Origin of the sequence: Nitriliruptor alkaliphilus DSM 45188, from assembly GCF_000969705.1 — a bacterium.
GTDB lineage: Bacteria > Actinomycetota > Nitriliruptoria > Nitriliruptorales > Nitriliruptoraceae > Nitriliruptor > Nitriliruptor alkaliphilus.
The window spans coordinates 5,315,411-5,329,282 of record NZ_KQ033901.1; the positions used below are offsets into that span (position 1 = coordinate 5,315,411).

Consider the following 13,872-nt stretch of genomic DNA (forward strand, 5'->3'; position numbering starts at 1 on the left):
TCGCCCCGACCGACCGGAGACCGACGTGGCCACGACCCTCGCGCTGATCGCGCACGACGCGAAGAAGGACGATCTCGTCGCCTTCGCCGACCGCCGTCGGGCGGATCTGGCTCGCTTCGGGCTCCTGGCCACGGGGACGACCGGTGCCCGGTTGGCCGAGGCGACGGGCCTGCTGGTCGAGGCGGTCCGCAGCGGCCCGCTCGGTGGCGACGTGCAGATCGGCGCCCGCCTCGTCGACGGCCTGGTCGCTGGCGTCCTCTTCCTGCGCGACCCGTTGACCGCCCACCCGCACGAGCCCGACATCCAGGCGCTGCTCAAGCTCTGTGACCTGCACGGGGTGCCGCTCGCGACCAACCTGGCGACCGCCGAGCTCGTCCTCGACGGCCTGGTCGCCGCGCTCCCCGAGGCGGCACCCGCGTGACAGGACCCGCCGTGCCACGGATCGACCCGGCCGACCTCGCCCACGTCGGTGGCCCGCCCATCGGCGAGGCGGTGACGCTCTCGGACGGTGCATCGACGGACGTGCACGTCGCGGGTCCCGACGATGGCGCCGTCGTGCTGCTGGTCGCGGGGCTCGGTCAGCAACGCACCGCCTGGCCACCGGAGGCGCTCGCCGCCCTGCACGACGCCGGCTACCGCACCGTGGGGGTGGACAACCGCGACGTCGGTCGCGGTCACGTGCACGCGGGCACCCCCTTCGACCTGCCGCGGGGCGCGGACGGCTGGCCGCAGGCGCCGTACTCCCTCGCGCGCATGGCCGCCGACCACGTCGAGGTCCTCGACCACCTCGGCATCGACCGGGCGCACGTCCTCGGGGTCTCGATGGGCGGGATGATCGCGCAGCGCATCGCGCTGTCGTTCCCGACACGCACCGCATCGCTGACCTCGGTCATGTCGACCACCGGGGCGCGACGCGTCGGGCAGCCGACCGAGCGGGCCAAGCCGGCGCTGACCAGCGTCCCGCCGCACGGTGATCGCGACGCGTACGTCGCCTACCAGGTCGAGCTGCAGGCGATCATCGGCACGTCCGGTGCGGCCGACCCCGACCGCGCCGCCGCGCGTGCCCGGGTCGCCTTCGCCCGGGGGGTCCACGAGTGGGGTTCGGCGCGCCAGCTGCTGGCCATCCGCGGTGACGGGGACCGCACCGCGCTGCTCGGCGGCGTCTCCGCGCCGACCCTCGTGCTGCACGGCGAGGACGACCCGCTGATCGACGTCTCGGGCGGGCACGCCACCGCCGCGGCCATCCCGGGCGCACGGCTCGTGACCATCGCCGGATGGGGGCACGACCTGCCGGTCAGCCACCTCGATCGGATCGTGCCGCCGGTGCTCGCCCACCTCGCCCGGGCGGGTTGACGGCCACGGGTAGCGAGACGCTACGGTCGCATCCGTCTCGCCGTGGAGGTCTCGCCGTGCCGCGTCGTACCCTCGTGCTGCTCGCCGGGGTCGGTGCCCTGAGCGTGCTGCACGCGAGGTCGCGTGGCCGCGACGACCGCCACCGGGCCCGGATCGCGGCGCTCGACCCGGACGCCGACCACCGCGAGATCGCTCACACGCTGTCGGCGTACGAGTTCCCGTGGGACACCGAGACGGCGCTCAGCCTCGCCCTCTTCCGCACCTTCGCGGTGCCGACGATCAGCCGCATCCTGCTCGACTCCCGCGCCTTCACCGACGACACACGCAAGCGCTACGACGACACCGAGCTGCTGCTCGCCGAGGTCGAGGAGCACGGGTACGACGGCGACCGCGGTCGTGAGGCGCTCCGCCGCATCAACCGCATGCACGCCGCCTACCCGATCCGGCCGATCGACCTGACTTACGTGCTGTCGACGTTCGTGGCCGAGCCGCGGTACTGGATCGAGCGCTACGGCTGGCGTGAGGTGACCGAGGCCGAGCACGCCGCCGGCTGGCGCTACTGGCGCGAGCTCGCCGCGCGGATGGGGGTCCCCGGGATGCCGGAGGACCTCGACACGTTCCTGGCCTGGAACCGCGAGTTCGAGCGGGCGGAGTTCCGCTACGACCCGGCCAACCACGAGGTCGCGGACGCGACGATGACGATGTACCTCAGCGAGATCTACGGCGTGCCCGCACCGCTCCTGCCAGCCGCCCGTCAGGCGGCACTGGCGCTGCTCGAACCCGAACTGGTCGCCGCCCTCGGCTACGACGAGCCACCCGCGTGGGTCCGTACCGCCGTGCACGGCGCCCTCCGTGCCCGTGCCCACCTGCTGCGGTGGCTCGTCCCGCCGCGCACCCGCCCGTACCGCATCACCGAGGTGTCCCGTCCGACCTACCCCTTCGGCTACCGGATCGCGGACCTCGGGACCTTCCCCGACGCCGACGAGGCGGCCAAGGCCGGCAGCCGCGACGGTGTGCTGCCCAGCGACATGCCCGCCGCCGTGGGCTTCCCGACGTAGCGGACCTCACCCGTGAGGCCCGCTACCCGGCGCGGAGCGAGGCCAGGACCTGGTGCGCGATCCGTTCGAGCGGCTCGGCCCAGACGGCCATCGGGAACGCCTCGAGCGTCTGTGCCTCGATCCACACGTCGAGGGGCCCGTCGATGAGGTACAGCCGGGCGGTGTAGCGGCCGCCGCTGGTCACGGGGCTGGCGATCAACGCCGCCTCGGTCCACGGCCCGACCAGCTCCTCGACGCTGGCCTGCCCCTCGGCGTGTCCGTCGAACACCTGGCGGGCGACGTCCGCGGAGGGGTGGAAGAAGATCGCCACGGACAGGGTCTGGCCGTCCGGGCCCGTCTGGGTACCGGCGTCCAGCTCGCAGTAGAGGTAGTCGGTGTGGCCCCCGAGGGAGGTCACGTCGTCGGCGACCACCGTCGCGGGGATGCCGTGGACGTCGACGAAGTGGTCGTGATCGAAGGTGGCGCACACCTCGTCGACGAGGCCGTACCCGCCACCGGAGCCGTCGCCCTCACCACCGTCGGCCGCGCCGTCGGCCGACCGACCGTCGTCGTCCGGGGCGACCTCGCCGGGCTCGTCCGCGGCCGCCGGCGGATCGGTGGGCTGCGGGTCGCTGCTGCACCCCGCCACGACCAGCCCCGCCGCGCAGACGCCGAGCATCGCTCGTCGTCCCGGCCCTGCCCACGACCGTGCTGCCGCCACCGTGTCACCCCCCGTGCCCTGCCGGTCGCCGCCGGCCGCGCGATCTGCGCGGGCGGGACCCTAGCGTCGCCCCCGGTTCGGGGCGCGAGCGGCGGTGCCGTAGCCTCACGTCGCACCACGTGCGTGCGTGCGCTCCTCACCGCTCCCGGAGGCTGCTGTGCCTGCAGAGTTCACCGGCGTCGTCGACGTCCGGGACCGCCTCACCGACGCCGGTTACCTCGTCGACGCGTCGATCGAGACGGTCGTCTACCTCGCCGAGCGACTCGGCAAGCCCATCCTCGTCGAGGGGCCCGCCGGCGTCGGCAAGACCGAGCTGGCCAAGGCCGTCGCCGAGGCGCGCGACGCCACCCTCGTCCGCCTCCAGTGCTACGAGGGGCTCGACGAGGCCAAGGCGCTGTACGAGTGGAACTACAAGAAGCAGCTGCTGCGCATCACCCACGCCCGCGGCGGCGACGCGCCGGTCGACGGCGGTGAAGCCTGGGACGAAGTCGAGGACGACCTGTTCGGCGAGGACTACCTCATGGAGCGGCCGCTGCTGCGGGCGCTGCGAGCGACCGATGACACCGTCCTGCTGATCGACGAGGTCGACAAGGTCGACTTCGAGTTCGAGGCGCTGCTGCTCGAGATCCTCTCCGACTTCCAGGTCACCATCCCCGAGCTCGGGACCGTCACCGGGACCAAGCACCCGTTCGTGGTGCTGACCTCCAACAACAGTCGTGAGCTGTCCGAGGCCCTCAAGCGCCGCTGCCTCTACCTCTACCTCGACTACCCCACCCTCGAGCGCGAACGCGACATCGTCATGTCGCGCGTCCCCGAGGTGCCCGAGGCGCTCGCCGACCAGCTCGTTCGGATCGTCCGGTCGCTCCGGCAGCTCGAGCTGAAGAAGCCACCGTCCATCTCCGAGACCCTCGACTGGGCCCGCACCCTGCTCGAGCTCGGTTTCGACACCATCGACGAAGACGTCGCGCGAGGCACGATGAACGTGTTGCTGAAGTACCAGCAGGACGTGCAGAAGGCCAACCAGCACCTGCGTATCTCGCCCCGTCCCGAGATGAACTGAGCCGGGTGCCTCGTGGCTGACCAGCCTCCCGCCGGCGTGCCCGCACGCGCCGCCCCACCCGCCGAGACGGAGGATCCGCTCGCGGCCGACCGCCGCACGCTCGTGATCGGCGCCAGCTCGATGGTCGGACTCATCCTCGTCGGTGTCGTCAGCGCCCAGCTGTTCGCCCGTGGTGGGTGCGACACGATCGTGACGCCCGAGCCGGCGGCCCCGGTCGCCACCGCGGGCGCCCCCGAGGACGTGATCGACGAGCAGCTCGGCCCCGTCGACGGGGCCCGCGCCGTCGACATCCTCGAGCAGGCCGCGGGAGCGCCGGTCGTCGCCGCCATCCCCGTCGGTGACGCCACCCGCGTCGCGGCCCTCGGCGACGGCCTGGTGACCACCGGCGGCACCGTGACCAGCTTCGACCGGTCGCTCACGCCGATCGCCACCTTCTCCACCGGTGACCCGGTGGTCGGTGACGGCGACACCGTCTACGACCTCGCGCTCGCCAGCGAGGTCACCGGGCACATCGACGCCTTCGTGCCCCTGATCGGCACGGACCTGGACGTCGGGACCTGCGTCGACACCGCGCTGGTCGGCTCCCCGTTCGCGTTCCTGCTCGACGCCGGCGACGGCGAGCTGCTGCTGCTCCGCGCCGAGGAGGACGGCGATGCTCCCGATCTGCAGCTGTGGGACCCCGAGGAGGGCGCCCGCTGGGATCAGCGCCTCACCTTGACGGCCGGCCCCCCCGGGACCCTCGCCGAGCGGCTGACCGCACGGCTCGGACCCGGCACCGTCGTGGCCACCCGGCGCGTCGGCCCCCAGGAGGAGGTCGGCGGACCGGCGCTCGTGGCCATCACGCGGGCCGACGGGACCGAACGGTTCGCGATCGACGGGGAGGTGCTCGCCGGGTTCGCCGAGCTCGACCCGGCGGACCCGATCCGCTGGGAGGTCGCTGCCGTCGGTCACGACACCGTGCTCGTCCACGGCCGACCCGACCCACAGGACGCGCCGGAGACCGGCGACGGCGAAGGCCCAGCCGACGGCAGCCTCGTGCTGCTCGACCTCGCTGACGGCAGCCCCCTCACGGCCATCCCCGGGGTCGGCCCCGTGCAGGAGGCGGCCGCCGACCTCACCGACCCGGCCGCCGACGACCGGTACGCGATCGCGGTCGGTCGAGGTGAGGGCCGCGGCGCCGACACCGTGTTCCTCACCGCGGACGGCACGTCGATCTCGCTCGGCTCGCTCATCGACGACGCCCGGTTCGCCTGGGTCGACGACGCCGTCGTCGTCGCGGGGCGCGACTCGCTGTCGCGGCTGACCCCCACCACCGAGATCCCGACAGTCGCCGTCCTGGTGGGCGGCCGGTTCGCCGACGTGACCCTCACCGCCGACGGTCGCGTCGCCGCGCTCGTCACCGCCCGTGACGGCGGCGACGCGGTCCTGCTCGTCACCACACCGACCGACGTCGGCGCCGCCGACGCTTGAGCGTCGCTACCGTCGACCTCGACGGCACCACGAGGAGGGTCCCGTGTCCGACCAGCTGTCCCAGGTCCTCGCCGAGGGGCCGCCGCCCGTGCACGGCTTCCTCCAGCGCGTCCTCGACTTCGTGGCTGCGCTGCGTCGCGCAGGCGTCGGCGCCACCCAGTCCGAAGCCATCGACGCCGTCCGCACCATCGGTCACCTCGACCTGCTCGACCGCGAACAGCTGCGCGAAGCCCTCGCCGCGACCTGCATCACCACCCAGACCCACCGCCGCGCCTTCGACGACCTGTTCGAGCTGTACTTCCCGGCACGCCACGCCGACCTCGACGACACCCCCGACGTCACCGACGGCCCGGAGGGTGAGGGGCAGGGCGACCCCGACGAGTACCTGCGCGACCTGATCGACCAGCTCATGGCGGGCGGCGACGAGTCCATCCGCCAGTACGCCCGGGAAGCGGTCGACCGGTTCGGTCGCGTCGAGGGGCGCGACGGCGGCGTGTCCTACTTCCAGTACAAGGTCTTCCGCGCCGTCGACCTCGCCCAGATCCTGCGCGACCTGCTGTCACGCAGGGTCGAGGACGAGGACCAGACCACCCCCCTGCAAGAACGGCTCTGGCGCGACGAGTTCGAGGCGCGCCTGCGCACCTTCCAGCAGGAGGTCGAAGCCGAGATCCGCCGCCGCGCCGCCGCCCAACGCGGTGTCGACCAGGTCGCCGACCGCATGACCCGGCCACCCGTCGAGGACCTCGACTTCTTCCACCTCTCCGCCGAGGACCAGGCCCAGCTGCGCACCCAGGTCCGACCGCTCGCCCGCAAGCTCGCCACCCGCGTCGCCGTCAAGCGTCGCCACGGCAAGGACGGCCGGCTCGACGTGCGCAAGACGGTGCGGCGGTCGCTGTCCACGGGTGGGGTCCCGTTCGAGCCCACCTTCAAGCCACGCCGTCCCCACAAGCCCGAGCTGTTCATCATCTGCGACGTGTCCGGATCGGTCGCCTCGTTCGCCCGGTTCACGCTGATGCTGGTCCACACCCTCCAGGAACAGTTCAGCAAGGTGCGCTCGTTCGCGTTCATCGACACCCTCGACGAGGTCACCGCCCTCTTCGACCAGAGCGACGCCACCGAGGCCATCAAGCGCATGATGGTCGAGGCCGAGCTGGTCTGGCTCGACGGCCACTCCGACTACGGCCACAGCCTCGAGAAGTTCCACGCCGACCATGCCAACGACGTCACCCCCCGCTCCACCGTCATCGTCCTCGGCGACGCCCGCAACAACTACCGCCAGGCCAACGCCTGGGTCCTGCAGGACCTCGCCAAGCGCGCCCGCCACCTGTACTGGCTCAACCCCGAACCGATCCAGTTCTGGGACACCGGCGACTCCATCGCCGCCAGCTACGCGCGGTACTGCGAGGACATGGTGGAGGTCCGCAACCTCAAGCAGCTCGCCCGGTTCGTCGAGCGCATCGCGTAGCGGTCCGTCCGGCGGCTCCGGCTCCCCGGACCGGACCTCGGGGGGACCTTGCTGCTCGGTGCCTGTGGCACCTGCGCTGCGCTTGAGCCCCCCGAGGTTCCGGCACCGGCGAGCCTCCGCCGCCTCCCTTCACCTCCTTCGCGGTGCGCTCGACTGGCTCGAACCCTGCGGTCTTGGACCTCGGGTTGAGGTGGGGGTTCGGGCCTCGGGGGGATGTGGGGGGAGGGCCCCTTCGGGAGGGTGGGGGTCTGGCGATCGTCGGAGGATGGGCGTGTGGGTTTCGGTGACGGGGTGGGTGGGGGCGTCGGTCGACGACGTCATCGGGTGCGGGTCGGCCGAGGAGGTGGTCGGGCGGTGGTTCCCGGTGTTGGCGGCGGTGGACGGGCGCGGTCCTGGTGGCGGGCTGCAGGCGGGGGCTGCCGGACGCGCCGAACTCGTGCTGCACCGAGGAGTCGCCGTGCCGGTGCGGTGGCGGGTGGTGCGGCGTGTGCGGGACACCGTGCACGTCGAGGTGGTCGACGACGCCGGAGACCGGCTCGCGCTGCGCTCGTCGTTCAGCCCGTGGCACGGCGGGACCGCCGTCGAGCTCGGCGTCGAGGGAGACCGCATCGGCGGTCGACGGTTGCGCCAGCGGACCGTCGAACGCGCGCTCGACCGGTCGATCGCGGCCGCCACGGGCCGGGCGTCGAGGACCGCAGGCAGGAGCGCTCGCCGCCCGGACGCCCTCCTGCCGTCGGTGGCCGGACCGGCGGTGTCGCGGTGACGCGGCGTCTACGACCACGGGATGAGGCGCCACGTCCGCCCCTGGGGTGATGCCCCGACGGACCCTCGCGCGTACGGTTGGCTGCCGACCCGACCGCCGAGAACCGCCGAGACCGACCGCCGAGACCGACCGCCGAGGAGGAACGTCGTGGGCCTGCGCGTCCTGACGCCGGCGTCGACGACCGCCCGCGGGACGGTGGCCGCGTGGTACGAGCGGCAGGTGCAGCGGTGGCTGCGCAGCCAGGCGAGCGCCCTCGGCGCTGCGGACCGGCTCGAGGTCGCGGCCGGTCGCGTCGCCTGCGAGGTGTGGCCCCGGTGGCTGCTGCCCGTCGAAGTGCTCGGCCTCGGCGGGCTCGGTGTGCTGGCCGTGATCGAGCTCTGGGAATCGCCGGTCGCCGTCGCGCTGCTGGTCGCCGCGCTCGTCCCGTGGGTGGCGTGGGACCTCGACGCTCCCGTGCCCCCCTGGCTGCTCGGGACCCTGACGATCGTGCCGTTCGCGGTGATCAACCTCGCTGGAGGTCAGCTCGGCGTCAGCTCGCTCGGCGACGACGGCCCGATGTTCACCCTGGCGTTGCTGGCCCTGTTCGCCGTGCACGTCGGTGTCCTGACGGCGCGTCCGGCGGGGCTGGTCGCCCTGTCGGTCGCGTTGCTGGCCATCCCGGCGGGCCGGTGGCTGATCGAGCCGACGTTCACGACCGTGCCCGTCTACCTCGGCGCGCTGGTGCTGTCGCTGGTCGCCGGCGCGCTGCTCGGCAAGCAGGCACGGCTGGTGTTCCAGCTGGGGGCCGCTCAGGACGCGCTGGTCGACGAGGCCACGGCCCGCGAACGCAAGCGGATCGCCCGCGAGGTCCACGACGTGATCGCCCACTCCATGGCGGTCACGATGCTGCACGTCACCGGCGCCCGTCTGGCCAACGAGCAGGGACGCAGCGACGAGGTCCGGGCGGCCCTGCTCGACGCCGAACGGCTCGGTCGGGAGAGCTTGAACGAGGTCCGTCGCACCGTCGGGTTGCTGCGCGACGACACGACCAGTCCGACGTCCGAGGCGCTCCCCGGGACCGCCGACGTCGCCGAGCTGATCGCCACCCACCGCGACGTCGGGATGGCGGTGACCGCACGTCTCGACGACGGGCTCGACGACGTGACCGGCACCGTCGGCCTGACGGCGTACCGCCTCGTCCAGGAGTCGTTGACCAACGCGGCCAAGCACGCACCGAACCAGCCGGTCGACCTCGACCTCGCACTCCGGGACGACGAGGTCGTGCTCCGGGTCGTCAACGCCTTGCCGCACGGCGCTGCGACCGAGGATCATCGCTCGCGTGGGTCCGGTGGGGGCGTGGGTGGGGGTGTGGGGCTGCGCGGGATGGCCGAACGGGTCGCGCAGCTCGACGGATCGTTGACGTTCGGCCCGGTCGACGGTCGCTGGGATGTCGTCGCGAGGCTGCCGGTCACCGACCCGTCCCCGGTGGCACCGTGATCCGGGTCCTCGTCGTCGACGACCAACCGCTGGTGCGCGTCGGGGTCAGCCGCATCCTCGGCACCGACCCGGACCTGGAGGTCGTGGGGGAGTGCGCCGACGGGGACGAGGTCGTCGGCGCCACCCTCCAGCTCGTGCCGGACGTGGTGCTGATGGACGTGCGGATGCGGCGGGTCGACGGTGTGCAGGCGACCCGGGATCTCCGCGCCCTCGAGGACCCGCCCCCGGTGCTGGTGCTGACCACGTTCGGTGATGACGACACCGTGGCGGCCACCCTGTCCGCCGGCGCCGCCGGGTTCGTGCTCAAGGACGCGCCGGGCGAGGAGCTCATCCGGGCGACCAGGACCGTCGCCGAGGGCGGCGCGTGGCTCGACCCGGCCGTCACCGCCGGGGTCATCGACGCCTACCGGACCCGGCTGCTGCCGCAGCGCCGGGACCGGGCCCTGATGGGCGAGCTGACCCCACGCGAACGTGAGGTCCTCGAGCTCGTGGCCCGCGGCTGCAACAACCAGGAGGTCGCCGCCGCGCTCGTCGTCAGCGAGGCCACCGTCAAGTCCCACATCGGCCACATCCTCGACAAGCTGCAGGTCCGTGACCGTGCCGCCGCCATCGTCGCCGCCTACGAGCACGGCGTCGTCGTGCCCGGTGAACGGCCGCCAGCCGACCGACCAGGAGCCCGACCGTGACCTCGCCGTCCGACGCTGTCACCGACACCACCGGCGCCGCCGCGAACGATGCCGCCGCCGCCCAGGGCCGTCCGGTCCCCGGACCGAGCGTCGGCGCGTCCGTGCGGGGTCTGGTCGCGATGCAGCGTGACGTCGTCGGGTGGGTCCACGACCAGCGTCTCGAGCACGGCGACGTCTTCGCGGCGCGGTTCCCCCGCCGCGTCCCCGGACTGCCGTCGATGGTGGTCTACGCGTGCGAGCCGGCAGCGGTCCGCGAGATCCTGACCGACACGCGACGGTTCGTGAAGGGCTCGCCGGTCTACGACGAGATGTCGGCGGCCCTCGGCGAGGGACTGCTCACCAGCGAGGGGGAGACCTGGCGGGGACAGCGTCGCACCCTCCAGCCGCTGTTCACCCGCAAGCGCATCGACGACTACACCGAGGCGTTCCTGGCGGCGACGACCGTCGTCGGTGACGGGTGGGAGGGGCGTACCGAGGTCGAGCTCGTCGACGAGATGGAGAAGGTGACGCTCGGGTCGGTCAGCCGCGCGCTGTTCGGCACCGATGCCACCGCCGAGGTCGCCCCCATCGTCGACGCGACCGACCAGCTGTCGCAGATCACCGTCCAGCGCGGTTTGTCGCCGGTCACCCTGCCGCGGTGGGTGCCGACGCCGGGCAACCGGCGACTGGTACGGCTCGAGGAGGACCTGCGGGCCCGGACCGCGCGGATCGTCGCGGAGGCAGCGGCGCGCTCCGAGGGACGTGACGACCTCGTGGCCCGCCTCCTCGAGGCGTGCGACCCGGAGACCGGCGCCGAGCTCGACCACCAGCAGATCCTCGAGCAGGCGCTGGTCTTCCTGCTGGCCGGGTACGACACCACCAGCACGGCGCTGGCCTTCACCCTGCACGAACTCGGCGCTCGGCCGGACCTGCAAGCGGCGGTCCGCGTGGAGATCGAGCAGGTCGTGGGGGACCGGCAGCCGACGGCCGAGGACGCGGGCCGGCTGGACCTCACCCGCCGCTGCCTCCTCGAAGCGATGCGCTTGCACCCGCCGGCCTACATCACCAGCCGCACCACCACCGTCGACACCACGATCGACGGCTACCGGATCCCGGCGGGCGCGGTGGTCACCCCCGTCTTCGGCGAGCTGCACCGCAACGCCACCTACTGGCCCGACCCCGAACGGTTCGACCCGGACCGGTTCCTGCCGGACGCGGTCGAGGAGCGGGACCGCTACGCCTACCTGCCCTTCGGCGGCGGGCCCCGGTCCTGCATCGGGGAGCGCTTCGCCATGCTCGAGGCGAGCCTGGCCCTCGCGGTCCTGCTGCGGCGGTGGCAGGTGACCACCGACGGTGGCGCCATCCCCATGCGGTACGGCATCACCCAACGCGCCGACGCCCCCGTCCGTGCCGAGCTCACCCCCGCGTGAGTCCGGCAGCGGGTGCTGCGACAGTTCCTGGCCCTCAGGCGCCAGGAACCGCCCCTTCTCGCCCTCCGACGACCGGTGACCACAGCAGTTCCTGGCCGCCAGGAGCCAGGAACCACCGTCGCGACCGCCGCCGCGGTGGCGCTGCAGGGTGGGTCACCGTGACTGCCGACCTGGTCCGACCACTGGGGACCCGATCGCGTGCACCGGGGAGCTGCGACCACTGCCGCCACTCGATGGCGCCCCCGCGACGGTGCACCTCCCTTCGATCTCCCGTCGGGTGACGACCGCTTCGTCCACGACCAGGTCGTAGACGCCCGGCCGGTGTACTTCCTCCTGCCAGCGAAGTACTGCTTCGGCGACCTGACCGTCGCGTCCCGTGTCGGCCCGTAGGCACCCTCCGGCGACACGTCGCGGACGTTGTCTACGCCTGGTGGCAGGTAGCTCATCCGCTACGGACGGTCGCTACTGCCTCCGGGCGCGATGTGTCTCGATGTCCGTTGGCGGCCGCTGGTCACGGCTTTGCTACGTAGCCACGCTTCGCGGTTCCGTCGAAGCCAGCGTGCTCGTAGAAGTGGCGGGTGTGCCGGTTGTCGGTGCCAGTCAACAACATGACCTTGTAGCAGCCGGCCTTCCATGCCTCGCTTAGGGCGCTTCGAACCATGGCCGTTCCCACTCCTCGTGCCCTGTGGTCGGCTCGGACGACCACGTTCTCCATCACCGCATATGGACGTCCGCCGCGAGTCAGGTTCGGCACGGTCTGCAGGATGCAGCTTCCGATCAGTTCGTCGTCGAGGCGTACTCCGAACACGGTGTGTCCGGGCATCCCCAGAATCTCACCCCAGCGGTCCTGGGCCGTCCCGGGATCCAGGGTTTCGTCGTTGCGGTGAAGATGGGTGTAGAGCTGCAACAACTCGTCGAGGTCGCTCGGGCCCAGAATCTTGAGCACCTGTCTCTCCACGTCGCGCTTCACGCTCAGCGGGTCTGGCGCACTTGTGCGTGCTGGCTTCGATGGTAGATGTGTACGCGGACGCTGGTCGGGTGAGCGTCTTCGCGGGCGAATCGGCTTGCGTAACGGTGCCGCTCTGAGGCAGAGGAGCCCCATGGACGACGCCTCGATGAAGCGCGTGAACACCGCCCAACGGCGAGCGCTGTCCGAGTGGGTCGGGGAGCGGCCCGACACCGTGCTCGCCATCCACGCGCTTGCGTCGGGAGCTGGCCGCATCTGGTTGGAGGGAACGCCTGACACGCCGCATGCGGTCCTCGTCGAGTCGGCGCTGGTCCCGGCAGAGCCCCAAGGATTCGGTGACCCCGATGGGCTCCTCGAGCTTCTCGAACATGCCGATTCCTGGCAGTGCATCGAGGTCGATGGCGAGACAGCGGCATCGATGCGAGAGCGGTTCGCGCAGCGGTGGGGCGATGCTCCCGAGGTCGTCGACGTCATCCACGTGCTCGACGGCGTGCCGCCCGAGATCGCCCATCCGCTCGTGCGGCCCCTGCGCCCCTCCGAGATCCGCGAGTTCGAGGCGAACGCAGCCCATCGCCAGCTGCTACCTGCAGGCGATCTCGTCGAGGCCGCGGCCGCGGCGGGACGGCTGCATGCGGTGATCTCCGGCGACAGGCTCCTGGGCCAGGGCAGCTCCTTCGCCTCAGGTGAACGATACGCCGACGTGGGCGTCGCGGTGGATCCCGCCTACCGGCGGCAGCGCATCGCGACCGCGGCAGCAGCACAGACCTGCCGACAGCTCGTCACTGAAGTGCTGGTCCCCGTCTGGGGGGCCGGCTCACACAACACGGCCTCGCTTCGGATCGCAGCAAGGCTTGGCTTCCAGGAGGTGTCACGTCTCACCTACCTCGTCCGAGGTCGCTGACCGGCTCGTCCCCCAGCCGGGACACACCGAGCCGCCGAGATTGCTCCGTGCGGACGGGCACAGTGGTACCCCGGCGTCAACCACCGCGACGATGTGGCACATGCGGGCGTTAGCCATCGGCTGCGATGATGGCTACCGGTCGCTTCGGAGGCTCTCGAGTGCGACTCGAACCTGTTCTGAGGCTCCGTCCAGCCAGGCACAGCGAAGCGCAGCCCGGAACCGTGGATCGCGCCGCCCAGCAAGCACGAACTGGTCGATGAACGCGTTGCCGTGATGGACGGCAAGGTCCTCGACCGGGCCAGCACCGAGCCAACACAGCGCGTCGTCATCCGGCGCGGTCTCGATGAGCAGCATGACTGTCTCCCAGACGGCCTCGGACGGGGTCGCGGAAGGGCTGGTCTGGTCAGCAAGAAACGCTGCGATCGGAACCTCGCTGGCTTCGCGCCACAACCGTTCTGAGCGCGACGCAGTTTCGCGGAACGTTGCGACGTAGCGCCAGTACAGCGCCAGGTCCCCCGCCCCCCAGCCTTCATCCTCTTGCATGGTGGCAGCCTCTCGATGCAC

The 13,872-nt window shown here is 72.2% G+C and carries 14 protein-coding genes; 11 read left to right on the forward strand and 3 right to left on the reverse strand.

Going from position 1 to position 13,872, the window contains the following annotated elements:
- Positions 1–25: 25 nt before the first annotated feature.
- The 3 genes from mgsA to NITAL_RS24860 are packed head-to-tail and all read left to right on the forward strand — an operon-like array spanning position 26 to position 2,411.
- Positions 26–421 (forward strand): methylglyoxal synthase, encoded by a 396-nt coding sequence (mgsA, locus tag NITAL_RS24850; RefSeq protein ID WP_052670079.1) that lies wholly within the window; start codon positions 26–28, stop codon positions 419–421.
- A gap of 11 nt (positions 422–432) precedes the next feature.
- Positions 433–1,353 carry an alpha/beta fold hydrolase gene (locus tag NITAL_RS24855; protein WP_211262669.1) on the forward strand — a complete coding sequence of 307 codons (921 nt, stop codon included), beginning with the start codon at positions 433–435 and terminating at the stop codon, positions 1,351–1,353.
- Between the two features lie 56 nt (positions 1,354–1,409).
- The gene (locus tag NITAL_RS24860) at positions 1,410–2,411 is read left to right on the forward strand and encodes an oxygenase MpaB family protein (RefSeq protein WP_052668926.1); all 1,002 of its coding nucleotides are present in this window, start codon (positions 1,410–1,412) and stop codon (positions 2,409–2,411) included.
- 22 nt (positions 2,412–2,433) lie between these two features.
- Here the strand turns inward: NITAL_RS24860 and NITAL_RS24865 are convergent, their stop codons facing one another.
- Positions 2,434–3,069, reverse strand: coding sequence for a hypothetical protein (locus tag NITAL_RS24865; protein WP_052668927.1), 636 nt, complete (start codon positions 3,067–3,069; stop codon positions 2,434–2,436).
- Positions 3,070–3,268: 199 nt separating this feature from the next.
- Here NITAL_RS24865 and NITAL_RS24870 point away from each other — a divergent pair, with 199 nt between their 5' ends.
- The 7 genes from NITAL_RS24870 (at position 3,269) to NITAL_RS24900 (ending at position 11,440) form a co-directional block, all read left to right on the forward strand.
- The gene (locus NITAL_RS24870; RefSeq protein ID WP_157042078.1) at positions 3,269–4,171 is read left to right on the forward strand and encodes an AAA family ATPase; all 903 of its coding nucleotides are present in this window, start codon (positions 3,269–3,271) and stop codon (positions 4,169–4,171) included.
- Between the two features lie 12 nt (positions 4,172–4,183).
- Positions 4,184–5,641, forward strand: coding sequence for a hypothetical protein (locus NITAL_RS24875; RefSeq protein WP_052668929.1), 1,458 nt, complete (start codon positions 4,184–4,186; stop codon positions 5,639–5,641).
- Positions 5,642–5,684: 43 nt separating this feature from the next.
- Positions 5,685–7,106: a vWA domain-containing protein gene (locus tag NITAL_RS24880; RefSeq protein ID WP_052668930.1), complete on the forward strand. Its 1,422-nt coding sequence runs from the start codon at positions 5,685–5,687 to the stop codon at positions 7,104–7,106.
- Between the two features lie 265 nt (positions 7,107–7,371).
- Positions 7,372–7,869 carry a hypothetical protein gene (locus tag NITAL_RS27640; protein WP_157042079.1) on the forward strand — a complete coding sequence of 166 codons (498 nt, stop codon included), beginning with the start codon at positions 7,372–7,374 and terminating at the stop codon, positions 7,867–7,869.
- Positions 7,870–8,016: 147 nt separating this feature from the next.
- A complete protein-coding gene (locus NITAL_RS24890) occupies positions 8,017–9,345 on the forward strand; it encodes a sensor histidine kinase (protein WP_052668932.1) in 1,329 nt (442 codons plus the stop codon).
- Entirely contained in the window at positions 9,342–10,031 is a 690-nt protein-coding gene (locus tag NITAL_RS24895) for a response regulator (RefSeq protein ID WP_211262670.1), read from the forward strand. Before NITAL_RS24890 ends, NITAL_RS24895 begins: the two co-directional genes overlap by 4 nt.
- Positions 10,028–11,440 carry a cytochrome P450 gene (locus NITAL_RS24900; RefSeq protein ID WP_052668933.1) on the forward strand — a complete coding sequence of 471 codons (1,413 nt, stop codon included), beginning with the start codon at positions 10,028–10,030 and terminating at the stop codon, positions 11,438–11,440. Before NITAL_RS24895 ends, NITAL_RS24900 begins: the two co-directional genes overlap by 4 nt.
- A gap of 511 nt (positions 11,441–11,951) precedes the next feature.
- Here NITAL_RS24900 and NITAL_RS24910 read toward each other — a convergent pair.
- Positions 11,952–12,410, reverse strand: coding sequence for a GNAT family N-acetyltransferase (locus tag NITAL_RS24910; protein ID WP_211262671.1), 459 nt, complete (start codon positions 12,408–12,410; stop codon positions 11,952–11,954).
- Positions 12,411–12,540: 130 nt separating this feature from the next.
- Between NITAL_RS24910 and NITAL_RS24915 the strand changes: the two genes are divergently transcribed.
- The gene (locus NITAL_RS24915; RefSeq protein WP_052668935.1) at positions 12,541–13,308 is read left to right on the forward strand and encodes a GNAT family N-acetyltransferase; all 768 of its coding nucleotides are present in this window, start codon (positions 12,541–12,543) and stop codon (positions 13,306–13,308) included.
- 132 nt (positions 13,309–13,440) lie between these two features.
- Here the strand turns inward: NITAL_RS24915 and NITAL_RS24920 are convergent, their stop codons facing one another.
- Positions 13,441–13,851, reverse strand: a complete 411-nt coding sequence (locus NITAL_RS24920; RefSeq protein ID WP_052668936.1) for a DUF6869 domain-containing protein — start codon at positions 13,849–13,851, stop codon at positions 13,441–13,443.
- Positions 13,852–13,872: the final 21 nt, after the last annotated feature.

Excerpts from the sequence above, each read along its gene's own strand:
- NITAL_RS24920 (WP_052668936.1), bottom strand. The coding sequence starts at position 13,851 with ATGCAAGAGGATGAAGGCTGGGGGGCGGGGGACCTGGCGCTGTACTGG.
- NITAL_RS24915 (WP_052668935.1), top strand. The coding sequence starts at position 12,541 with ATGGACGACGCCTCGATGAAGCGCGTGAACACCGCCCAACGGCGAGCG.
- NITAL_RS27640 (WP_157042079.1), top strand. The coding sequence starts at position 7,372 with ATGGGCGTGTGGGTTTCGGTGACGGGGTGGGTGGGGGCGTCGGTCGAC.
- NITAL_RS24865 (WP_052668927.1), bottom strand. The coding sequence starts at position 3,069 with ATGCTCGGCGTCTGCGCGGCGGGGCTGGTCGTGGCGGGGTGCAGCAGC.